Annotated in this window: 23 protein-coding genes; 20 read left to right on the top strand and 3 right to left on the bottom strand. The window is 41.6% G+C overall.

What is annotated here, in order from left to right; all coding sequences use genetic code 11:
• Positions 1 to 105 precede the first annotated feature (105 nt).
• The 6 genes from F9B91_RS08280 (at position 106) to F9B91_RS08255 (ending at position 7,173) form a co-directional block, all read left to right on the top strand.
• Positions 106 to 1,806: an SSURE domain-containing protein gene (locus F9B91_RS08280; RefSeq protein ID WP_150922936.1), complete on the top strand. Its 1,701-nt coding sequence runs from the start codon at positions 106 to 108 to the stop codon at positions 1,804 to 1,806.
• A gap of 123 nt (positions 1,807 to 1,929) precedes the next feature.
• Complete coding sequence (locus F9B91_RS08275; RefSeq protein WP_150922934.1) at positions 1,930 to 2,628, top strand: response regulator transcription factor; 699 nt, start codon at positions 1,930 to 1,932, stop codon at positions 2,626 to 2,628.
• Positions 2,625 to 3,677 (top strand): sensor histidine kinase, encoded by a 1,053-nt coding sequence (locus F9B91_RS08270; RefSeq protein WP_023947545.1) that lies wholly within the window; start codon positions 2,625 to 2,627, stop codon positions 3,675 to 3,677. Before F9B91_RS08275 ends, F9B91_RS08270 begins: the two co-directional genes overlap by 4 nt.
• Positions 3,678 to 3,871: 194 nt before the next feature.
• Positions 3,872 to 4,483: a 30S ribosomal protein S4 gene (gene rpsD, locus F9B91_RS08265; protein ID WP_000092756.1), complete on the top strand. Its 612-nt coding sequence runs from the start codon at positions 3,872 to 3,874 to the stop codon at positions 4,481 to 4,483.
• Between the two features lie 614 nt (positions 4,484 to 5,097).
• Positions 5,098 to 5,904 (top strand): hypothetical protein, encoded by an 807-nt coding sequence (locus tag F9B91_RS08260; RefSeq protein WP_000834991.1) that lies wholly within the window; start codon positions 5,098 to 5,100, stop codon positions 5,902 to 5,904.
• Positions 5,905 to 5,925: 21 nt separating this feature from the next.
• Positions 5,926 to 7,173: a toxic anion resistance protein gene (locus F9B91_RS08255; RefSeq protein WP_045610872.1), complete on the top strand. Its 1,248-nt coding sequence runs from the start codon at positions 5,926 to 5,928 to the stop codon at positions 7,171 to 7,173.
• Positions 7,174 to 7,356: 183 nt separating this feature from the next.
• On the opposite strand, the gene rpmG is transcribed toward F9B91_RS08255, so the two are convergent.
• Complete coding sequence (rpmG, locus tag F9B91_RS08250) at positions 7,357 to 7,506, bottom strand: 50S ribosomal protein L33 (protein WP_001265622.1); 150 nt, start codon at positions 7,504 to 7,506, stop codon at positions 7,357 to 7,359.
• A 15-nt stretch (positions 7,507 to 7,521) separates the two neighbouring features.
• A complete protein-coding gene (gene rpmF, locus F9B91_RS08245; protein WP_000290417.1) occupies positions 7,522 to 7,704 on the bottom strand; it encodes a 50S ribosomal protein L32 in 183 nt (60 codons plus the stop codon).
• Positions 7,705 to 7,933: 229 nt separating this feature from the next.
• Here rpmF and ilvD point away from each other — a divergent pair, with 229 nt between their 5' ends.
• Positions 7,934 to 9,637 carry a dihydroxy-acid dehydratase gene (ilvD, locus tag F9B91_RS08240; protein ID WP_000137346.1) on the top strand — a complete coding sequence of 568 codons (1,704 nt, stop codon included), beginning with the start codon at positions 7,934 to 7,936 and terminating at the stop codon, positions 9,635 to 9,637.
• Between the two features lie 211 nt (positions 9,638 to 9,848).
• Here ilvD and F9B91_RS08235 read toward each other — a convergent pair whose 3' ends face one another.
• On the bottom strand, positions 9,849 to 10,190 hold the full coding sequence (locus F9B91_RS08235; RefSeq protein ID WP_001204052.1) for a metal-sulfur cluster assembly factor: 342 nt from the start codon (positions 10,188 to 10,190) through the stop codon (positions 9,849 to 9,851).
• A gap of 123 nt (positions 10,191 to 10,313) precedes the next feature.
• On the opposite strand from F9B91_RS08235, the gene rgg reads away from it, so the two are divergent.
• From rgg to F9B91_RS08165, 13 genes are all read left to right on the top strand, one after another.
• Entirely contained in the window at positions 10,314 to 11,165 is an 852-nt protein-coding gene (gene rgg, locus F9B91_RS08225; protein WP_033687966.1) for a quorum-sensing system transcriptional regulator Rgg, read from the top strand.
• A gap of 303 nt (positions 11,166 to 11,468) precedes the next feature.
• Entirely contained in the window at positions 11,469 to 12,716 is a 1,248-nt protein-coding gene (locus tag F9B91_RS08220) for a hypothetical protein (protein WP_000770640.1), read from the top strand.
• Between the two features lie 77 nt (positions 12,717 to 12,793).
• A complete protein-coding gene (gene hisS, locus F9B91_RS08215) occupies positions 12,794 to 14,074 on the top strand; it encodes a histidine--tRNA ligase (protein WP_150922933.1) in 1,281 nt (426 codons plus the stop codon).
• Complete coding sequence (locus tag F9B91_RS08210) at positions 14,074 to 14,541, top strand: hypothetical protein (protein WP_150922932.1); 468 nt, start codon at positions 14,074 to 14,076, stop codon at positions 14,539 to 14,541. The genes hisS and F9B91_RS08210 overlap by 1 nt, the downstream gene beginning before the upstream one ends.
• A 9-nt stretch (positions 14,542 to 14,550) precedes the next feature.
• Positions 14,551 to 14,757 (top strand): helix-turn-helix transcriptional regulator, encoded by a 207-nt coding sequence (locus tag F9B91_RS08205; protein ID WP_001176233.1) that lies wholly within the window; start codon positions 14,551 to 14,553, stop codon positions 14,755 to 14,757.
• Complete coding sequence (locus F9B91_RS08200; RefSeq protein ID WP_045606587.1) at positions 14,757 to 14,945, top strand: hypothetical protein; 189 nt, start codon at positions 14,757 to 14,759, stop codon at positions 14,943 to 14,945. The genes F9B91_RS08205 and F9B91_RS08200 overlap by 1 nt, the downstream gene beginning before the upstream one ends.
• The gene (locus F9B91_RS08195) at positions 14,932 to 15,129 is read left to right on the top strand and encodes a hypothetical protein (RefSeq protein ID WP_045606589.1); all 198 of its coding nucleotides are present in this window, start codon (positions 14,932 to 14,934) and stop codon (positions 15,127 to 15,129) included. Before F9B91_RS08200 ends, F9B91_RS08195 begins: the two co-directional genes overlap by 14 nt.
• A gap of 2 nt (positions 15,130 to 15,131) precedes the next feature.
• A complete protein-coding gene (locus F9B91_RS08190) occupies positions 15,132 to 15,482 on the top strand; it encodes a PspC domain-containing protein (RefSeq protein WP_045606590.1) in 351 nt (116 codons plus the stop codon).
• A gap of 13 nt (positions 15,483 to 15,495) precedes the next feature.
• Positions 15,496 to 16,230: a DUF3169 family protein gene (locus F9B91_RS08185; protein ID WP_150922931.1), complete on the top strand. Its 735-nt coding sequence runs from the start codon at positions 15,496 to 15,498 to the stop codon at positions 16,228 to 16,230.
• A 9-nt stretch (positions 16,231 to 16,239) separates the two neighbouring features.
• Complete coding sequence (locus F9B91_RS08180) at positions 16,240 to 16,881, top strand: CPBP family intramembrane glutamic endopeptidase (RefSeq protein ID WP_150922930.1); 642 nt, start codon at positions 16,240 to 16,242, stop codon at positions 16,879 to 16,881.
• Between the two features lie 17 nt (positions 16,882 to 16,898).
• Positions 16,899 to 17,129 (top strand): hypothetical protein, encoded by a 231-nt coding sequence (locus tag F9B91_RS08175; RefSeq protein WP_000832184.1) that lies wholly within the window; start codon positions 16,899 to 16,901, stop codon positions 17,127 to 17,129.
• A 154-nt stretch (positions 17,130 to 17,283) separates the two neighbouring features.
• Positions 17,284 to 19,047: an aspartate--tRNA ligase gene (aspS, locus tag F9B91_RS08170; RefSeq protein ID WP_150922929.1), complete on the top strand. Its 1,764-nt coding sequence runs from the start codon at positions 17,284 to 17,286 to the stop codon at positions 19,045 to 19,047.
• Positions 19,025 to 19,966 (top strand): YitT family protein, encoded by a 942-nt coding sequence (locus F9B91_RS08165; RefSeq protein WP_023947607.1) that lies wholly within the window; start codon positions 19,025 to 19,027, stop codon positions 19,964 to 19,966. Before aspS ends, F9B91_RS08165 begins: the two co-directional genes overlap by 23 nt.
• Positions 19,967 to 19,985: the final 19 nt, after the last annotated feature.

Raw genomic sequence — 19,985 nt, 5'->3', positions numbered from 1 at the left:
TTATAAGAGGGATTTAAGAAAAATTTTAACTTTTTCTTAATCCTTTTTAATTTTAGGAGATTATACTAGAGTCATCAAATAAAGAAAAACTCTAAGGAGAATCCTATGAAATTCAATCCAAATCAAAGATATACTCGTTGGTCTATTCGCCGTCTCAGTGTCGGTGTTGCCTCAGTTGTTGTAGCCAGTGGCGTCTTTGTCCTAGTTGGTCAGCCAAGTTCTGTACGTGCCGATGTGGTCAATCCGACCCCTGCCCAAGTTGTGCCAGACGCTGCTTCGGTGAGTGAAAAGAGTTACTTACCAGTAGAACTTCTCAAAGAAGCAGTTGATACAGCTCTCCCTTCAGAACAGGTAGACTCAACACCTAAAGCAAGCTTGGATGCTACAAGCTCTCCAGAAAAAGTGAATGTAGCTGATAAAGACCAAGTGGTAGCGCCAAAAGAAGAAGTGCAAGCAAAACCAGAATCTAAGAAAGAAACAGAAGATGCGGTTAAACCTGCAACAAATCCTGCTCCTACAGTTTCTGGACAAGACCGTGAAGTAAATGAAGCTCAACCAGCAACCACCCCAGCTGAAGTTCAAAAAGGTGTGGCCGACAACACTAAAGACACAGTAGATGTGCCAGCTACTTACTTGGACAAAGCGAACTTCCCAGGCCCATTCACAGCTGGTGTCAACCAAGTCATCCCATACGAATTCTTCGCCGGTGACGGTATGTTGACTCGTCTGATTTTGAAAGCTTCAGACAAGGCTCCATGGTCAGACAATGGTTCAGCTAAAAATCCAGCTCTTCCACCAGTAGAAAAATTGGGCAAAGGCCTTTACTTCTATGAAGTAGACTTGGCAGGAACTCAAGGCAAATCAGATAAAGATCTTCTTGACCTCTTGAAACAAAACGGTACTCAAAGTTACAAGGCAACTATCAAGGTGTACGGTGCTAAAGACGGCAAGGCAGATTTGAGCAACCTTGTAGCGACTAAAGAATTGACAGTGAACTTGAATGGCTTGACTACTCAAGCTGAAGTGCAAAAAGGCTTGGCTGACAATACTAAAGATACAGTAGATGTCCCAGCTACTTACTTGGACAAGGCCAACTTCCCAGGTCCATTCACAGCCGGTGTCAATCAAGTCATCCCATACGAGTTCTTCGCTGGTGACGGCATGTTGACTCGTCTTATCTTGAAGGCTTCCGACAAGGCTCCATGGTCAGACAATGGTTCAGCAAAAAATCCTGCCCTTCCGCCAGTAGAGAAATTGGGCAAAGGTCTATACTTCTACGAAGTGGATTTGGCCGGTACTCAAGGTAAATCAGATAAAGAGCTTCTAGATCTCTTGAAACAAAACGGAACTCAAAGTTATAAAGCTACCATCAAAGTTTACGGTGCGAAAGACGGCAAGGTTGATTTGAGCAACCTCGTAGCGACTAAAGAATTGACAGTGAACTTAAATGGGTATAAGTCCCTCAATGAGATGAAATCTAAAATGCCAGCTGCTAGTCAGGATAAGATGATGCCTAACAAAGAGCAGGACAAAACCATGAATGCTAGCCAGCCAATGGCAACACCAAGCATGAAACAAGATCAAGCTCCAGCAGCCTCAAGCAAAGCGTCTGATGAAGGCAAGATAGCATCTACTAACAAGGAGTCAAGTCCAATGATGGCTGATCAAATGAAAGACCAAAAAAACATGCTTCCATATACTGGTGAAGCCCAAACATCAATGGCTACTATTGGATTCTTTGGATTAGCCTTGGCCGGCCTGCTAGGTGGACTCGGTTTGAAAGCTAAAAAAGAAGAAAATGACTAGTCTAGCTACAGACTTTCTATCTAGGATATGAAAAATCCAGATATCGTTTAGAATGTTCGTAAAGGGATTAAAATAGTGTTATACTATTGTGGTATAGCACTGTTTTTTTCAAAGGAGAGACAGATGGGAAAGACAATTTTACTCGTTGACGACGAGGTAGAAATCACAGATATTCATCAACGCTATCTGGTTCAGGCAGGGTATCAGGTTTTGGTGGCTCATGATGGAGTAGAGGCCTTGGAAATCTTCAAGCGAAAACAGATTGATTTGATTATTACAGATATCATGATGCCTCGGATGGATGGTTATGATTTGATTAGCGAAGTTCAGTATCAGTCTCCGAATCAGTCTTTTCTCTTTATTACGGCTAAGACCAGCGAGCAGGACAAGATTTATGGCCTGAGCTTAGGGGCAGATGACTTTATTGCCAAGCCCTTTAGCCCACGTGAGCTGGTTTTGCGTGTCCATAATATCTTACGTCGCCTTCATCGTGGAGGTGAGACAGAGGTCGTCAATCTCGGGGATTTACGGATGAATCACGGTAGTCATGAGGTCCAAGTTGGAGATGTGGCGCTTGATTTGACAGTCAAATCCTTCGAACTTCTATGGCTTCTAGCCAGCAATCCAGAGCGGGTTTTCTCTAAGACAGACCTCTATGAAAAGGTCTGGCAAGAAGACTATGTGGATGATACCAATACCTTGAATGTTCATATTCATGCTCTTCGACAGGAGTTGGCTAAACATGCTAGTTCAGAAACACCGACCATCAAAACCGTCTGGGGCTTGGGCTACAAAATTGAGAAAGCACGAGGTAGTCAATGAAATTAAAAAGTTATATTTTAGTGGGGTATATCATTTCAACACTCCTAACGATTATCGTGGTTTTTTGGGCCATCCAGCGAATGTTAATTGAAGAAAGAGAAATTTATTTCCTAGTGGGTATGACTCTCGTGGCTAGTTTTATCGGTGCTGGGATTAGTCTCTTTCTCCTATCGCCGGTCTTTACTTCATTGGGCAAACTCAAGGAACATGCCAAGCGGGTAGCGGATAAGGACTTTCCATCAAATCTGGAGGTTCAAGGCCCTGTAGAATTTCAACAATTAGGCCAAGCTTTCAATGAAATGTCCCATGATTTGCAGGCCACCTTTGATTCCTTGGAAGAAAGCGAACGAGAAAAGGGCTTGATGATTGCTCAACTTTCGCATGATATCAAGACCCCTATCACGTCAATCCAAGCGACGGTAGAAGGGATTTTGGATGGGGTTATCAAGGAAGGAGAACAGGACCATTATCTAGCAACCATTGGACGCCAGACTGAAAGACTCAATAAACTGGTTGAGGAGTTGAATTTTTTGACTCTAAACACAGTTAGAAATCAGGTCGAAACGACCAGCAAAGACAGCATTTTTCTGGACCAGCTCTTGATTGAGTGCATGAGTGAATTTCAGTTCTTGATTGAGCAGGAGGAACGAGATGTCCATTTGCAGGTAATCCCAGAGTCTGCCCGGATTGAGGGAGATTATGCTAAACTTTCTCGTATCTTGGTGAATCTGGTCAATAACGCTTTTAAATACTCAGCTCCAGGGACCAAGTTGGAAGTGGTAGCTAAGCTGGAAAATAACCAGCTTTCAATCAGTGTGACCGATGAGGGACAGGGAATTGCCCCAGAGGATTTGGAGAATATTTTCAAACGACTTTATCGTGTAGAAACTTCGCGTAACATGAAAACAGGTGGTCATGGCTTAGGACTTGCTATTGCGCGTGAATTGGCCCATCAATTGGGTGGAGAAATTACAGTCAGCAGCCAGTACGGTCTAGGAAGCACCTTTACCCTCGTTCTAAACCTTTCTGGCAATGAAAATAAAGCTTAAAACCCCTTTACAAATCCAGCCATTCATGGTAGAATGGATTTTGTGCGAAATATCAGCAGGAAAGCATGAAGCTCGTCAACAGGTGTCTTATGATAAGTAACCTTGGCTGTTTAGGCGAAGGGCATCTGCACGAATCAGGGCTTTCTAAGTGACTATTTCCACCGAAATATTATTTATATCAGGAGGACATTCACATGTCACGTTATACAGGACCATCTTGGAAACAAGCTCGTCGCCTTGGCCTTTCACTTACAGGTACAGGTAAAGAATTGGCACGTCGTAACTACGTACCAGGACAACACGGACCAAACAACCGTTCTAAATTGTCAGAATATGGTTTGCAATTGGCTGAAAAACAAAAACTTCGTTTCACTTACGGTGTAGGTGAAAAACAATTCCGTAACTTGTTCGTACAAGCTACAAAAATCAAAGGCGGAATCCTAGGTTTCAACTTCATGCTTCTTTTGGAACGTCGTTTGGATAACGTTGTTTACCGTCTTGGTCTTGCGACTACTCGTCGTCAAGCTCGTCAATTCGTAAACCACGGTCACATCCTTGTTGACGGAAAACGCGTTGATATCCCATCATACCGTGTAACTCCAGGTCAAGTGATCTCAGTTCGTGAAAAATCATTAAAAGTTCCAGCTATCCTTGAAGCAGTAGAAGCTACTCTTGGACGTCCAGCATTCGTATCATTTGATGCTGAAAAATTGGAAGGTTCATTGACTCGCCTACCAGAACGCGACGAAATCAACCCAGAAATCAACGAAGCACTTGTCGTTGAATTCTACAACAAAATGCTTTAATTTTAAGATATATCTTACAGAAAGCCTACAACAGTGGGCTTTTTACTTTGTCTTAAAATGTTGATTTCTGGGTTTGTATGGAGATTTGCTAGTAAGATTATTTGCGCATCTAAGTCTATCTATGCCAAGAATTAAGCGATGTTGATGATATAAATCTGGTATAATATAATGTTTTGGCTCCCTCAATTCAAGGAAGGGAGGTGTTACATATGTTAGAAACTTTACTCACAGTGTTTCTAGCTCTGTTACTTATTAACGTGTTATCTGAGCTTTTCAAGTTATGGCTTAAGAAACGTAAGAAGTAATGGTTAACCCTTTTAGAGGGTAGTAAAAAACCCCATCGGTGGCACGGTGGGGCTTTTTAGTTATATATGCTAGAAGCATTATTTTCCCTTTATGCTTTCATTCTAACACAACCCCTCTGATATTTCAAGCTTTTGTTTTGATATTCCTCAGAGTGTGTTTGTGGTTTGAGTCAGCTTCACTGACATTAGCACACGCGCTACTAAGTTCCATTCTACAGCAAAGAAATCAACTCTTTTTTAGGGGATTTCCGCCCTCATTTTTGTCTTTTGTGCTAAAATAGACTTATAAATTGAAAATAAGGAATGTTTATGAAATCGGGTAATGGTTTTTGGAAAGGTTGTCTCTATTTTTGGGGCTTCTTGTTCTTATTGGGCCTTTTGGTTCAATATGCTCTTCCGCTTGCGGCTTGTGTACTGCTAGGCTATGGTGGTTATCGTCTCTATAAACGTTGGCGCTATCCTCTTTTGCAGGATGCCTCTCTAGACGATCGGATTGAGCTTTTAAAAGCTCGTATTCGTCAAGCAGACAAAGATATTCAGCAGTTAGAGGGAGTATTGGTAGAAAAAGGCTCAGAATCCTATAAGAGTCTGGCCAATCAAGTATTGATCGAACTGCGGGAAATCCATCAGGAGGCGGATCGTCTCAAGTCCTATATTGATGATGATGTCTACAACCGTATTGACAAAAAGGTTCGTACAGTGCGGGCAACTATCGATGTTCAGCTAGAACGTTTGGATAGGGAAAGTCAGGTAGATCTTGAGAATGCGGAGCCAGAGGAATTAGCTCCAGAATTGTCCCAGACCTTGGCCAATATTGCTATTGACCATCAGGCTATTTTAGACAAGATTGCTACCTCTGCCGAGGGGGATAAGGAAGAATTGACGGCCATTCATAGTTTGAAGATGGAGAAATTCAAAACGATTTTAGAAGGCTATTTAAAGATTAAGGCCAATCCTAAAAACTATAATCGAGCAGAAGAACGTTTAGAGCAAGCTAAAGCAGCTATCGAACAATTTGATCTTGAGCTGGACCAAGTCTTGAGAGAACTCAATGAAACAGATATGCGTGATTTTGATATCAGTCTGCGTATTCTAGAAAAAGATCGTAAAGAATAGGTTAGAAACAAAGGAGTAACCATGACAGAATTTAATTTCGATATTGACCAGATTGCCAATAATACGGTAGCTAATGTGGATAAAACAACCCAAATCATCGAGACCAATACTGGCTCAGACAAGACCTTGACCTTCCTTGAAAAGTTGAGCCCTGAGCAGCAAGAAGGAATCAAAGCGCACGTGCCCCAGTTGGTAGACCAGTTTGTCACCAATCAAAATGCTCTTTTGGATTTTGGACAATCTGCTGTCGAAGGTGTGAATAATACGGTCAATCGTATCTTGTCAGAACAAAAGAAACTACAGATTCCCCAAGTGGATGATCTACTCAAAAATACCAACCGTGAGTTGCAAGGCTTTGTAGTCAAATACAAGAATGCTGAAATTGCTGAGTTAGAAGAAAAGCCAAACTTTTTGCAACGATTGTTTAACAAGAGCAAGAATACCCTACAGGAATTTTACTTTGATTCAAAAACAGTGGAGCAAAAGCTCGATGGTATGGCTGCCGCAGTGGTTAAGCAAGAAGATGTGCTAGCTCGAAATATTGTCTCTGCTGAGATGTTGATTGAGGACAATACCAAATCCATTGAAAATTTAGTGGGAGTAATTTCCTTTATCGAAGCCAGCCAGACAGAAGCTGGTAATCGCGCTGCCGAACTGAAGGTCCAAGCTGACCAACTAGATACAAGTACGGTAGAATACCAGACTAAGTCTCAAGAATTGGCCCGCATGGCTGAAGTGGTCAATACCCTCGAACAACAGCACACTGAGTATGTCAGCCGTCTCTATGTTGCCTGGGCAACAACACCTCAGATGCGCAATCTTGTGAAGGTGTCATCTGATATGCGCCAAAAATTGGGCATGCTTCGTCGTAATACGATTCCGACAATGAAGCTTTCTATTGCCCAACTGGGTATTTTGCAACAATCAATGAAATCAGGTGTCGTGGCAGATGCCATTGTCAATGCTAATAATGCTGCTCTTCAGATGCTAGCTGAAACCAGCAAGGAAGTGATTCCGCAGATGGAAAGAATTGCACAAAGCCCGACAGTCGCTGTCGAATCTGTTACCAAACTGGCTGAAAGTCTGGTCGCTCAAAACCAAGGTATCGTCGCAGCTATTGAATTGGGACGCCAGAAACGTGCCCAACTAGAAACAACCATCGTCAAGTCCGCAGAAATGATCAACGATTCTGTTAAACTACGCGATGAGAAAATCGTCCAAGCCCTTCTAGACCAAGGCAAGGCTGCTCAGAAAGAAGTACAAGAATAACACACAAGTCCCTTGTAATGTAGATTTGCAGGGGATTTTGGATTCTTCCTATATATTAGAGCCTCTAATTTATTTCACAAAAAATGTAGTCATTCGAATGATTTGCCTTGCAATGTAGTGAAATTAACAAAAGAAAAAACGCTGATTAAGCGTTTTTCTTCTGTATTGATTCGTATTGAATGCTTACTTAACTTCTGTAAACACAACGTGTTTGCGAAGTTTTGGTGAGTATTTCTTCAATTGAAGACGGTCTGGAGTGTTACGTTTGTTTTTAGAAGTAAGGTACAAGCGTTCACCAGATTCTTTGTGTTCAAGTGTAATATTTACGCGCATGGTATCTCCCTTCTATTATTCAGCTGATGCAGCTTTAGCGATTTTACGTCCTTTGTAGTATCCTTTAAGTGATACACGGTGAGAACGTGAGTAATCTCCAGTAGTTTCGTCAAAGTTCACAGATGGAGCTGTTACTTTGTAGTGTGTACGACGTTTGTTTTTCTTCGCTTTTGAAGTGCGACGTGCAGGTACTGCCATTTTGATTTCTCCTTTAGGTATTTATATTCGATTCAATCTACTGATTTTCATCAACCATACTAGGATAACACATTTTTTTTGTAAAGTAAAGTTACTTGACAAAAAAAGATGAAAAAATTAGAAGGTCATTAAGTAAATTAATCGAATTTTCTGAAAATTCAAGAATTTTCTTCTGTTCATTGCTTTTAAAATGTGCTATAATAGTAAAAACTGAAATGGGAGGGAACAAATGACTGAATTAGATAAACGTCATCGCAGTAGCATTTATGACAGCATGGTTAAATCACCAAACCGTGCCATGCTCCGTGCTACTGGTATGACAGATAAGGACTTTGAAACACCGATTGTAGGGGTTATTTCGACTTGGGCGGAAAATACACCATGTAACATTCACTTGCATGATTTTGGGAAATTGGCCAAAGAAGGTGTCAAATCTGCAGGCGCTTGGCCTGTGCAGTTTGGGACTATCACTGTAGCGGACGGGATTGCCATGGGAACGCCTGGTATGCGTTTCTCTCTAACATCTCGTGATATCATTGCGGACTCAATCGAGGCGGCTATGGGTGGTCACAACGTCGATGCCTTCGTCGCTATCGGTGGCTGTGACAAGAACATGCCTGGTTCTATGATTGCCATTGCCAACATGGATATTCCAGCTATTTTCGCCTATGGTGGAACTATTGCACCGGGAAATCTTGATGGTAAAGATATCGACTTGGTTTCTGTCTTTGAGGGTATCGGAAAATGGAACCACGGTGATATGACAGCTGAGGACGTGAAACGTCTTGAATGTAATGCCTGCCCTGGCCCTGGTGGCTGTGGTGGTATGTACACTGCTAATACCATGGCGACTGCTATCGAAGTTTTGGGTATGAGTTTGCCAGGTTCTTCATCTCACCCAGCTGAATCAGCTGATAAGAAAGAAGACATCGAAGCAGCAGGACGTGCTGTTGTTAAGATGTTGGAACTTGGTCTCAAACCATCAGATATCTTGACTCGTGAAGCCTTTGAAGATGCTATCACTGTAACTATGGCTCTCGGTGGTTCTACAAATGCCACTCTTCATTTGCTTGCCATTGCCCATGCTGCCAATGTTGACTTGTCACTTGAGGACTTCAATACGATCCAAGAGCGTGTGCCTCACTTGGCCGACTTGAAACCATCTGGTCAGTATGTCTTCCAAGACCTCTATGAAGTCGGTGGTGTGCCTGCGGTTATGAGATACCTCTTGGCAAATGGTTTCCTTCATGGAGACCGCATTACATGTACTGGTAAGACTGTTGCTGAGAACTTAGCTGACTTTGCAGACCTCACTCCAGGTCAAAAAGTTATCATGCCACTTGAAAATCCAAAACGTGCAGATGGTCCACTTATCATCTTGAACGGGAATCTTGCCCCTGACGGTGCGGTTGCCAAGGTATCAGGTGTTAAAGTGCGTCGTCACGTTGGACCAGCTAAGGTCTTTGATTCAGAAGAAGATGCTATTCAGGCTGTTCTGACAGATGAAATCGTTGATGGCGATGTTGTCGTTGTTCGTTTCGTTGGACCTAAGGGCGGTCCTGGTATGCCTGAGATGCTCTCACTTTCATCAATGATCGTCGGTAAAGGTCAAGGAGACAAGGTTGCCCTCTTGACAGATGGTCGTTTCTCTGGTGGTACTTATGGTCTGGTTGTTGGACATATCGCTCCTGAAGCTCAGGATGGTGGACCAATTGCCTACCTCCGTACAGGCGATATCGTTACAGTTGACCAAGATACCAAAGAAATTTCCATGGCCGTATCCGAAGAAGAACTTGAAAAACGTAAGGCAGAAACTACCTTGCCACCACTTTACAGTCGTGGTGTCCTCGGTAAATACGCTCACATCGTATCATCTGCTTCACGCGGAGCCGTGACAGACTTCTGGAATATGGACAAGTCAGGTAAAAAATAAACTTAAAAAGCAAGCCAATCTCGGCTTGCTTCTTTTCATCTTCAAAAGTGATTTGCCTGCTTATACTCAATAAAAATCAAAGAGCAAACTAGAAAGCTAGGCGCAGATTGCTCAAAACACTGTTTTGAGGTTGTGGATAGAACTGACGAAGTCAGTAACATCTATACGACAAGCCGACGCTGACGTGGTTTGAAGAGATTTTTGAAGAGTATTAACGAGGTGGCAGTCCAAGGGCAATACGACCGTAGCGACTGATTCGTGTAATCTTCCAGGCAGGCGACCAGGTAACTTCAACCTTGACATCTTCGATACCCTCGATTTGTTTCAGACCTGCCACGATTTCGATAGGCAAGCTTTCGGCGCAATCGCAGGCAGTATCGGTGAAGGTCATGACAATCTTACAGAGGCCTGTTTCGTCTAGATTAATTTCATAAATCAGCCCTAGATTGTAAACATCCAATTCCACATCTGTATCAAAAACCTTCTCTAGTTTTTCGATAATTTGGTCTTGTAAGGCCAAAGCACGGTCATTGATTTTGATATCGTCTCTCATAACAGTCCCTCCACATGATAAATATCCTCTATTTTCTCATAATTCTGACAATTTGGCAAGTTTTTGATGAATTTTCTGAAAAATATGATAAAATGAAGAAAATACTGAATCAAGGGGAAGCCTATGGAGCAGATTGGAAAAGTCTTTAGACAATTACGAGAGTCAAGAAATATCTCGCTGAGACAAGCAACTGGGGGACAATTTTCGCCGTCTATGTTATCTCGCTTTGAAACTGGTCAGAGTGAGCTTTCGGTGGAAAAGTTTTTATTTGCCCTGGAAAATATATCTGCCAGTGTGGAGGAGATCCTCTTTCTGGCGAGAGGTTTTCAGTATGATACAGATTCTGAGTTGAGAAAAGAAATCATAGATGTCTTGGATCCAAAGAATATAGCTCCGCTTGAGGACTTGTATCGCAGGGAGTATCAAAAGCATGCCTATTCTCAAAACAAACAGAAACATATTTTAAATGCCATTCTTATCAAGTCTTATATGAAGAGTATGGATGAAAGGGTAGAGTTAACGGCAGAGGAAGGGAAAGTCCTTCATGACTATCTGTTTTCTACCGAGATCTGGGGGATCTATGAACTCAATTTATTTTCAGTCAGTTCTGCTTTTTTATCTGTTTCTCTTTTTACTAGATATGTACGAGAAATGGTACGTAAATCTGATTTTCTAATGGAAATGTCTGGCAATCGAAACCTTTTTCACACTATACTATTGAATGGTTTTTTAGCCAGCATTGAGTGTGAAGAATTTACCAATGCCTCTTATTTTAAACGTGTTATCGAAGAGCATTTCTACAATGAAAATGAAACCTATTTCCGAATTGTCTATTTGTGGGCTGAAGGCCTCCTTGATAGCAAGCAAGGTAGAGTCAAGGAAGGCCAGAAAAAGATGGAAGATGCTGTCCATATTTTTGAGATGCTTGGCTGTAATAAATCTGCTGAATACTACAGAAATACGATCGATTGTTGAATATTTGCAAACCAAGAAAAAAATTTGAAATTTGAAGCGATAGAACTCTTGCCCTCTCTCAGGTTATCAAAGAAGTTCTATCGTTTTTTTGCTTATTTTATGTGTTGCATATATTCAAAAGTTTTCCCTTTCAATTTCTAAGTGATATACTGTAGTCATACTTCATATAAAACTTCTACTCTTCGAAAATCAAATTCAAACCACGTCAGCTTCACCTTGCCGTACTCAAGTACAGCCTTCGGCTAGCTTCCTAGTTTGCTCTTTGATTTTCATTGAGTATTCGAACAAGAAGGGAGATTATCTATGAAACTATTGTTTAGAAATCAAGCTTATCGACTCTTGACTTTGTCACGCTTCTTCAATGCTTTTGGTGCTTCGATTTTCAATCTGGTATTTATCGTCTATGCATCGACCTTGCCACAAGCATCTTTTGCGGTTGCTATGGCGAATATTGTCATGCTTCTTCCGACTCTCTTTACAGTTTTTGTAGGGATTCGGGCAGATTACACGAGGGACAAGGTCAAATGGATGGTCTATAGCGGTTTGTTTCAGGCAGTTTTATTTTTTCTAGCAGCTCTAGTTGTTCAGCAAGCTACTCTCTTTGCCTTTTCTAGCCTGTGTTTAATCAATGTCATTAGTGATGTCATCAGTGATTTTGCTGGTGGTTTGCGCATGCCTCTCATTAAGGAAAAAGTAGCTGAAGATGATCTGATGGAGGCTTATTCTTTTTCCCAGTTCATCACCTATATTTCAGCTATTGGTGGTCAAGCTTTTGGAGTGTGGCTCTTAGGGTTATCGGTCAATAATTTTTCTCTCGTTGCGGGAATCAATGCCTGTTTTTTCCTAGTATCAGCCGTTATCCTCTTTTTAGGAAAAAGCAAATTGAGACTGTCAATGTCATCTGCTGATGGTGAAATTCTAAAAAATGAGAAGCTTCCGATCAAAGAGCAGTTCCTAACGATTTATCGAAATTTACGTCTCGTTTTTCTTAAAGGTGGACAGAAAAACTTTGGATTCATGATCTTTGCTGTCTTGCTTATCAATGCCTTGGGTGGTTCCTTAGGGGGCATCTACAATATCTTCTTTTTGAGCCATTCTCTCTTGAATTTTTCTTACACAGAGGCATTATTTATCAGTCAAGTCGGTGCTGTAGTAGCAGTCATCATCAGTAGCCTTACGGGCAATGATTATTTTGGGAAGCAGTCCTTGCCTAGATTGATGATGTGGGTGACCGTAGGACTTAGTCTAGTTGGTCTGGCTAATGTATTCAATCAAGTCGTGCTTGGTTTGCTATTTCTATTTTTAACTCTGTATATGTCTGGTAAAGTTCAACCAAAGATTAGTGCCATGCTCATGAAAAATCTAGCTCCAGAAGTTCTAGCTCGTACCAGTAATTTTTTAGGTTTATTGTTTACCTTATCCATACCTGTGGGAACAGCTTGTTTCTCACTAGTAGCCGTATGGAATATACAGTTGACTTGGATGCTATTTGTTGGTCTTTCCTTCCTGGCTATTCTTTTGACAGTTATTAATCTCAAAAATGATATCTAAATCCTAAATTTTTTCTCACTGTTTTAATCCCTTTATTTATGGTAAAATAAGACTATTAAGTTTAAAGAGGATTCCCTATGAAATTACAAAAACCAAAAGGAACACAGGATATTTTACCTGCTGAATCTGCCAAATGGCAGTACGTTGAGGGCTTTGCCCGTGAGATTTTCAAGCGCTACAACTATGCAGAAGTGCGCACGCCTATTTTTGAGCATTACGAGGTTATCAGCCGCTCTGTCGGAGATACAACGGATATCGTAACCAAGGAAATGTACGATTTCTATGACAAGGGTGACCGTCATATTACCCTCCGTCCAGAAGGAACTGCGCCCGTTGTCCGTTCCTATGTGGAAAATAAACTCTTCGCCCCAGAAGTGCAAAAGCCGAGCAAGTTCTACTACATGGGCCCTATGTTCCGTTATGAGCGTCCACAGGCAGGGCGTTTGCGCCAGTTCCACCAGATTGGTGTTGAGTGTTTTGGCTCTAGCAATCCAGCTACCGATGTGGAAACCATCGCGATGGCAGCCCATTTCTTGAAAGAAATCGGCATCCAAGATGTCAAATTGCACCTCAACACTCTTGGAAATCCTGAGAGCCGTGCGGCCTACCGTCAAGCCTTAATTGACTATTTGACACCGCTCAAGGAGACCTTGTCTAAGGATAGCCAACGTCGTTTGGAGGAAAATCCTCTCCGTGTCTTGGACTCTAAAGAAAAAGAAGACAAGGTAGCAGTAGAGAATGCGCCGTCTATCTTGGATTTCCTTGATGAAGAAAGTCAAGCTCATTTTGATGCTGTCCGTCAGATGTTGGAAAATCTTGGAGTAGACTATATCATCGATACCACTATGGTGCGTGGTCTGGACTATTACAACCACACCATTTTCGAGTTTATCACAGAGATTGAGGGCAATGACTTGACAGTCTGTGCAGGTGGTCGTTACGATGGTTTGGTTGCTTACTTTGGTGGCCCTGAAACTGCTGGCTTTGGTTTTGGACTTGGTGTAGAGCGCCTGCTTCTCATTCTTGAAAAGCAAGGTGTGGCTCTCCCTATCGAAAACGCCCTAGATGTCTATATCGCAGTCTTGGGTGATGGAGCAAATGTCAAGGCCTTGGAGTTGGTACAAGCTCTTCGCCAACAAGGCTTCAAAGCAGAGCGTGATTACCTCAACCGTAAGCTCAAAGCTCAATTCAAGTCAGCCGATGTCTTTGCGGCTAAGACCCTCATCACCCTAGGAGAGAGCGAAGTCGAAAGCGGACAAGTAACGGTCAAGAACAACCAAACCCGAGAAGAAGTGCAAGTTGCGCTTGAGACAATCAGCCAAAACTTCTCAGAAATCTTTGAAAAATTAGGATTTTAATGATAGATAAACTGGTCAGGAATCTACTCCTGACCTTTTTCTTTTGCAAAATGACAAAAATCATAAACTTTTTGACAAATATGCTTGTCAAAAAGAAAAAGATGTGTTACAATAAATTCAAGTTAAGAAATAAAGAAATAGGAGGGAGTCACATGTGGGTATGGATTTTTTTCCCTTTTCTCGTCTTGATTTATACGAGTCAATCTAAAAAAATCAAGCGGTTAGAGAAGAGGTTAAAGGTAATCGAAAGAAAAGAGAAAGGAAATATAGATATGTCAAGATTATTGCAAGAATTAATTGGGAAAAATCCAACAATCATTGGACAAGTGTTTGGAACAGACAACTGGGAAGTTGTGGATGTTGATGAGGAATGGGTCAAGCTACGCCGTGTTGATAAAAAGGGAAAAGAAAAATTCAAACTACAACGCATTGAGGATATCCAAACCGTTGAATTTGACGGGAAGTAGGTGTGTAACATGCAACTAAAAAATCGTCTAAAAGAGCTTCGGGCTCGCGATGGTCTCAATCAAACCGAACTGGCCAAGTTGGCAGAAGTTTCGAGGCAGACCATTAGCCTATTAGAACGGGACGAATACACCCCGTCAGTTGTGATTGCCTTGAAAATATCTCAGATTTTCAACGAAACAGTCGAATCGGTATTTCGCTTGGAGGAGGATGAGTGATGAACATGTATAGAGTGGTTTATTTTATGAGTGTTCTTGCCCTTATTGTGAATGCATTTGCTATGATTGGAACATTACTGGGTTGGTTCTATTTTGTTGAAAGTAAGTATTTGTTTTGGATTAACTTAGTCCTCTTGTCCATTTTCAATCGGTTGAAGAAAAAGGAGAAAGATGATGAACAAGTATAAAGTGATTTATTATGTAGTTGCCATAGCTCTATTAGTCAGCGTATTTCTACTGATTGGGATAGACTTAGGCTGGTTTAGTCCCTATCAAAGTAACAAATTTGTTTGGGCCTATTTTGCCCTCATACCAGTAATTGAATGGATTGAAAAGAAATCAAAAAATCTAGCAAGTGAAAAAGGAGAATGAATATGAAAGAGTTTTTAGCAGGTTTTCAAGTAGATACTGAGAACAAAGAACTTGCAGGTGTCTGTGCAGGTTTAGGAAATTATTTTAATATCAAGACTAACGTCATCCGTTTAGTAGCAATTTTGCTGTTTCTTTCGTCAACAGAGTTTGGGATTTTAACAGTCATCCTATATGCTTATCTAGCAGGCTGGCTTGGGAGAGATCCTTTAGGAGAAGGGGCGAAAAAAGCAAGAAACCAAGCTATTCTCTTGTTTGCTGTTTGTTTGATTTTAGTATCACTTGGAACAGAGGGTTTGGCAGCAATTTATGAATCAGGTAAAGCCTTTGGTCAGTGGTTAGTTGGATTGGTTTAGAAAGAGGTTGAATATGAAAAAGAAACGTGGATTGTTATTTTTAATGTCTATTGTCTTGGGAGGTTTCTTGGGCATGTTTGTAGGGATGTTTAAGGCACGTGCTGAATCCCACGCAATTATGTTAGATGTAAAAATTTTGATACCATGGATATCAGCTATTTGTTTAGTATTAGGTTTCATTAGCATTTTTTTGACTTTCAATTTCCTAAAGAAAAGCAGAAAATTTCACTCCTTGTATCAAGAGGAAATGGATGATGATCTGAATGAAAGCTATTATGTACAAATGTATCGTAATCTCGAGTTTGGAACTATTGCTTTTAATAGTGCAAGCGTAGCGATTTTATTGGCTCTCTTCATTTCAGGAAGTGAAGTAATTGTACTCGATATAAGCCATATAACCTTATCCCTTTCCTTTTTGGGATTAGTGTTAGTTTTAAATGCTCAAAAATATCTTTTTAAGACCATTGCGATTGTTCGTCAGTTTGATTTAGTATTTTTCTCTACACCAAAGGATATCTTGGACCATTTCGATTCTTATGATGAAGGGGAGCGCAAGGCTAATTTGGAACAGAGTTTTCGGATTTTATTCCAATTAAATAACTATGTCTTGCCAGCTTTGTACTTTCTGATTGCTCTCTTTTCCTTACTGACAGGAGAGATTCAGTTACTAGCCTTCTTGCTTGTAGGAGCAATCCATATTTATATCAATGTGATGCAGTTACCTATGGTAAAACGCTATTTCAAATAGGAGTTATCTATGAAACTACTTAAAAACCTTGGCTGGTTTCTTCTAGCTGTTCTATCCTTTTTCTTTGGCTATGGCTTTATTCAAGGGCTCGCGACTACTTCGCTTGCCTTAGGAGCTTCCCCCTATGCTGTGACCTTGCTCTATGTGGCCTTGGCTGGAGTTTATGTGTACGGCATTTACAAATGGTATCAGAAAGGTCCTGTTCGTATTGAGAAGAGTGGCTTCAACCGATTTATTTGGCTTCCTGCCTTGGTTTGGTTCTTATCTCTGGTTGTCCAGTTTTTCTTGCCAAATGATCCTTCAGTAAATCAGCAAATAGCGACAGACTTGACCTTGGCTCAGCCACTCTTCTCCTTCTTTGCGGTCGTTATTTTTGCTCCTTTGACGGAAGAACTTATCTTTAGAGGGATGTTAGCACGCTACCTCTTTCCTAAGCAGGACAATAGTAAACAAACTCTAATTTTTCTTCTGGTAACTAGTGTTCTGTTTGCCTTGATTCATTTCCCAGGAGATGTGCAACAATTTTTAGTTTATGCTAGTCTTGGTTTTAGCTTGGGCTTGGCTTATATTAGCAGAAAAGGTCTGGTCTACAGTATTTCTCTTCACGCTTTAAATAATTTAGTCGGCTTTTTGATGATTCTCATGCTATAATAGAGTCAGGAGGTCACATGAAACGAGTAATTTTATTAGCAGTGATTCAGGCAGTTGTTCTATTTTTCATCATTGGAGCGCTAGCTTATGCCTTTAAGGGCGATTTCTTCTACAACTATCTAGCAGTTGTCTTTGCCCCTATTGCAGGTGTCTTGCGCTTTGGGACAGCTTATACAACGGAAATTGTCTTGCCTCGAAAGGCAGCCGAAATTGCTGAAAAGCGTAAAGCAGGCAAAAATTCAAAATAAAAGAGTCCGGTGAACTTCATCGGATTTTTGTATGGGCGTTAATTTTTAGAGTCTTCACTTGATTTTTAAAGACTGGCAAACTTTTCTGATGATTTTCATGAAGAGCCTGCGCTTTTATGGTAAAATAGTAACAGAATAAAAGAGGAGAGAAATAATGAAACGTAGTATGTATGCTGGTCGTGTTCGTGAGGAACACATCGGACAAGAAATGACCTTGAAAGGATGGGTTGGCCGTCGTCGTGACCTTGGTGGTTTGATCTTTATCGACCTTCGTGACCGTGAAGGAATCATGCAGTTGGTTATCAATCCTGAAAAAGTATCTGCCGAGGTTATGGCAACAGCTGAAAGCCTTCGTAGCGAATTTGTTATCGAAGTGACTGGACAGGTCGCTGCGCGTGAGCAAGCTAATGATAAGTTACCAACTGGTGCAGTTGAGTTAAACGTGACAGCTCTGACAGTGCTTAATACAGCTAAGACAACCCCATTTGAGATTAAGGATGGGATTGAGGCGAATGACGATACACGTTTGCGTTACCGTTACCTTGACCTTCGTCGTCCAGAAATGTTGGAAAATCTTAAACTTCGTGCTAAGGTGACCCACTCTATCCGCAACTACTTGGATGAGTTAGAGTTTATCGACGTGGAGACACCATTCCTTTCTAAGTCAACGCCTGAAGGGGCGCGTGACTATTTGGTGCCGTCTCGTGTTAATAAAGGGCATTTTTACGCTCTTCCTCAAAGTCCACAAATCACGAAACAGCTCTTGATGAATGCTGGTTTTGACCGTTACTACCAAATCGTTAAATGTTTCCGTGACGAGGACTTGCGTGGTGACCGCCAGCCTGAGTTCACTCAGGTCGACTTGGAAACGTCTTTCCTTACTGAGCAAGAAATCCAAGATATCACAGAAGGCTTGATTGCGCGTGTCATGAAGGAAACAAAAGGCATTGAAGTGACGCTTCCATTCCCTCGTATGAAATACGATGACGCTATGGCTCTTTACGGTTCTGACAAGCCAGATACCCGTTTTGACATGTTGCTTCAGGACTTGACAGAAGTGGTCAAAGGTGTAGACTTCAAAGTCTTTTCAGAAGCACCTGCCGTTAAAGCCATTGTGGTCAAAGGAGCTGCGGACAACTATTCACGTAAAGACATCGACAAGATGACGGAAGTAGCTAAACAGTACGGTGCCAAAGGTCTTGCTTGGGTCAAGGTGGTTGATGGAGAATTAAACGGACCAGTTGCTAAGTTTTTGACTGGCATCCAAGGAGAATTGACAACAGCACTTGCTCTTGGAGAGAAGGACTTGGTTCTCTTTGTGGCAGATACGCTTGAAGTGGCCAATGCAACTCTTGGTGCCCTTCGTGGACGTATTGCCAAAGAGCTTGGTTTGATTGATAATGATAAATTCAACTTCCTTTGGGTGGTTGACTGGCCAATGTTTGAATGGTCTGAAGAAGAAGGTCGCTACATGAGCGCCCACCATCCATTCACACTTCCACAGGAAGAGACTGCTCACGAATTAGAAGGTGATTTGGCTAAGGTTCGTGCCATTGCTTACGATATTGTCTTGAACGGTTATGAGCTTGGTGGTGGTAGCCTTCGTATCAATCAAAAAGACCTTCAAGAACGCATGTTCAAGGCTCTTGGTTTCTCAGCTGAAGAAGCAAATGACCAGTTTGGCTTCCTTCTTGAAGCCATGGACTATGGTTTCCCACCACATGGTGGTTTGGCTATCGGGCTTGATCGATTTGTTATGTTGCTTGCTGGAGAAGAAAATATCCGTGAAGTCATTGCCTTTCCTAAGAACAACAAGGCAACTGACCCAATGACACAAGCTCCTTCAACAGTAGCTCTCAAACAACTAGAGGAACTCAGCTTACAAATAGAAGAAGATGAAACAAGCAAAACGAATTAAGCGGTGGCGCTATTATCTGCGCCGCTTTGCTTATCAGATAAAAATTTTACGTGTCTTACAAAGCATCTCTCGCGAAAAATATGATGAGAAGATTTCGGCCTCTCTGGTCTATGGTTTTTTATCAGCAGTAGCGGTCAATTTCTTTTTCCAACCAGGGCATGTGTATTCGAGTGGTGCGACAGGTCTGGCACAGATTATCTCTGCCTTGAGTAATCACTGGTTTGGTTTTCACATTCCGATTTCGCTGACCTTCTACGCCATTAATTTTCCTTTGATGGTCTTGGCTTGGTATCAGATTGGGCATAAGTTCACGGTCTTTACCTTTATAACGGTATCCATGAGTTCCTTCTTTATCCAGTTTGTCCCTGTGGCGACCTTAACGGAGGATCCCATTATCAATGCCCTTTTTGGGGGTGTTGTCATGGGCTTGGGGATTGGTTTTGCTCTTCGCAACAATATCTCCAGTGGTGGGACGGATATTGTCAGTCTGACTATTCGCAAGAAAACGGGTAAGAATGTCGGTAGTATTTCTTTCTTGGTAAATGGGACAATCATGCTGATAGCAGGTTTGACCTTTGGTTGGAAATACGCTCTCTATTCTATGATTACCATCTTTGTCTCTAGCCGTGTGACAGATGCGGTCTTTACCAAACAAAAACGGATGCAGGCCATGATTGTGACCAATCATCCAGAGAAGGTAATTGAAAAAATCCATAAAAAATTGCACCGCGGTGCAACCATGATCCACGATGCAGAAGGAACCTATAATCACGAGAGAAAGGCAGTTTTAATCACTGTCATTACACGTGCAGAGTTTAATGAATTTAAACTCATTATGAAACAAGTCGACCCAAGCGCCTTTGTCTCTGTATCGGAGAATGTTCATATTTTGGGACGATTCGTTGAAACAGAAAATTAGTAACCAAAAAAACCAGCTC

Origin of the sequence: Streptococcus mitis (assembly GCF_008763935.1) — a bacterium.
Lineage (GTDB): Bacteria > Bacillota > Bacilli > Lactobacillales > Streptococcaceae > Streptococcus > Streptococcus mitis_DB.
The sequence above is the reverse complement of the archived record's forward strand: the minus strand, read 5'-3'. Positions and strand labels throughout refer to the sequence as shown.

What these genes read in the sequence shown, in the direction of transcription:
- F9B91_RS08185 (WP_150922931.1), top strand. Translation starts at nt 15,496, where the DNA reads ATGAAAAAGAAACGTGGATTGTTATTTTTAATGTCTATTGTCTTGGGA.
- F9B91_RS08255 (WP_045610872.1), top strand. Translation starts at nt 5,926, where the DNA reads ATGACAGAATTTAATTTCGATATTGACCAGATTGCCAATAATACGGTA.
- F9B91_RS08220 (WP_000770640.1), top strand. Translation starts at nt 11,469, where the DNA reads ATGAAACTATTGTTTAGAAATCAAGCTTATCGACTCTTGACTTTGTCA.
- rpmF (WP_000290417.1), bottom strand. Translation starts at nt 7,704, where the DNA reads ATGGCAGTACCTGCACGTCGCACTTCAAAAGCGAAGAAAAACAAACGT.
- ilvD (WP_000137346.1), top strand. Translation starts at nt 7,934, where the DNA reads ATGACTGAATTAGATAAACGTCATCGCAGTAGCATTTATGACAGCATG.
- hisS (WP_150922933.1), top strand. Translation starts at nt 12,794, where the DNA reads ATGAAATTACAAAAACCAAAAGGAACACAGGATATTTTACCTGCTGAA.
- F9B91_RS08205 (WP_001176233.1), top strand. Translation starts at nt 14,551, where the DNA reads ATGCAACTAAAAAATCGTCTAAAAGAGCTTCGGGCTCGCGATGGTCTC.
- rpmG (WP_001265622.1), bottom strand. Translation starts at nt 7,506, where the DNA reads ATGCGCGTAAATATTACACTTGAACACAAAGAATCTGGTGAACGCTTG.
- F9B91_RS08175 (WP_000832184.1), top strand. Translation starts at nt 16,899, where the DNA reads ATGAAACGAGTAATTTTATTAGCAGTGATTCAGGCAGTTGTTCTATTT.
- F9B91_RS08270 (WP_023947545.1), top strand. Translation starts at nt 2,625, where the DNA reads ATGAAATTAAAAAGTTATATTTTAGTGGGGTATATCATTTCAACACTC.
- F9B91_RS08190 (WP_045606590.1), top strand. Translation starts at nt 15,132, where the DNA reads ATGAAAGAGTTTTTAGCAGGTTTTCAAGTAGATACTGAGAACAAAGAA.
- F9B91_RS08180 (WP_150922930.1), top strand. Translation starts at nt 16,240, where the DNA reads ATGAAACTACTTAAAAACCTTGGCTGGTTTCTTCTAGCTGTTCTATCC.
- rpsD (WP_000092756.1), top strand. Translation starts at nt 3,872, where the DNA reads ATGTCACGTTATACAGGACCATCTTGGAAACAAGCTCGTCGCCTTGGC.
- aspS (WP_150922929.1), top strand. Translation starts at nt 17,284, where the DNA reads ATGAAACGTAGTATGTATGCTGGTCGTGTTCGTGAGGAACACATCGGA.
- F9B91_RS08280 (WP_150922936.1), top strand. Translation starts at nt 106, where the DNA reads ATGAAATTCAATCCAAATCAAAGATATACTCGTTGGTCTATTCGCCGT.
- F9B91_RS08200 (WP_045606587.1), top strand. Translation starts at nt 14,757, where the DNA reads ATGAACATGTATAGAGTGGTTTATTTTATGAGTGTTCTTGCCCTTATT.
- F9B91_RS08235 (WP_001204052.1), bottom strand. Translation starts at nt 10,190, where the DNA reads ATGAGAGACGATATCAAAATCAATGACCGTGCTTTGGCCTTACAAGAC.
- F9B91_RS08275 (WP_150922934.1), top strand. Translation starts at nt 1,930, where the DNA reads ATGGGAAAGACAATTTTACTCGTTGACGACGAGGTAGAAATCACAGAT.
- rgg (WP_033687966.1), top strand. Translation starts at nt 10,314, where the DNA reads ATGGAGCAGATTGGAAAAGTCTTTAGACAATTACGAGAGTCAAGAAAT.
- F9B91_RS08195 (WP_045606589.1), top strand. Translation starts at nt 14,932, where the DNA reads ATGAACAAGTATAAAGTGATTTATTATGTAGTTGCCATAGCTCTATTA.
- F9B91_RS08260 (WP_000834991.1), top strand. Translation starts at nt 5,098, where the DNA reads ATGAAATCGGGTAATGGTTTTTGGAAAGGTTGTCTCTATTTTTGGGGC.
- F9B91_RS08210 (WP_150922932.1), top strand. Translation starts at nt 14,074, where the DNA reads ATGATAGATAAACTGGTCAGGAATCTACTCCTGACCTTTTTCTTTTGC.
- F9B91_RS08165 (WP_023947607.1), top strand. Translation starts at nt 19,025, where the DNA reads ATGAAACAAGCAAAACGAATTAAGCGGTGGCGCTATTATCTGCGCCGC.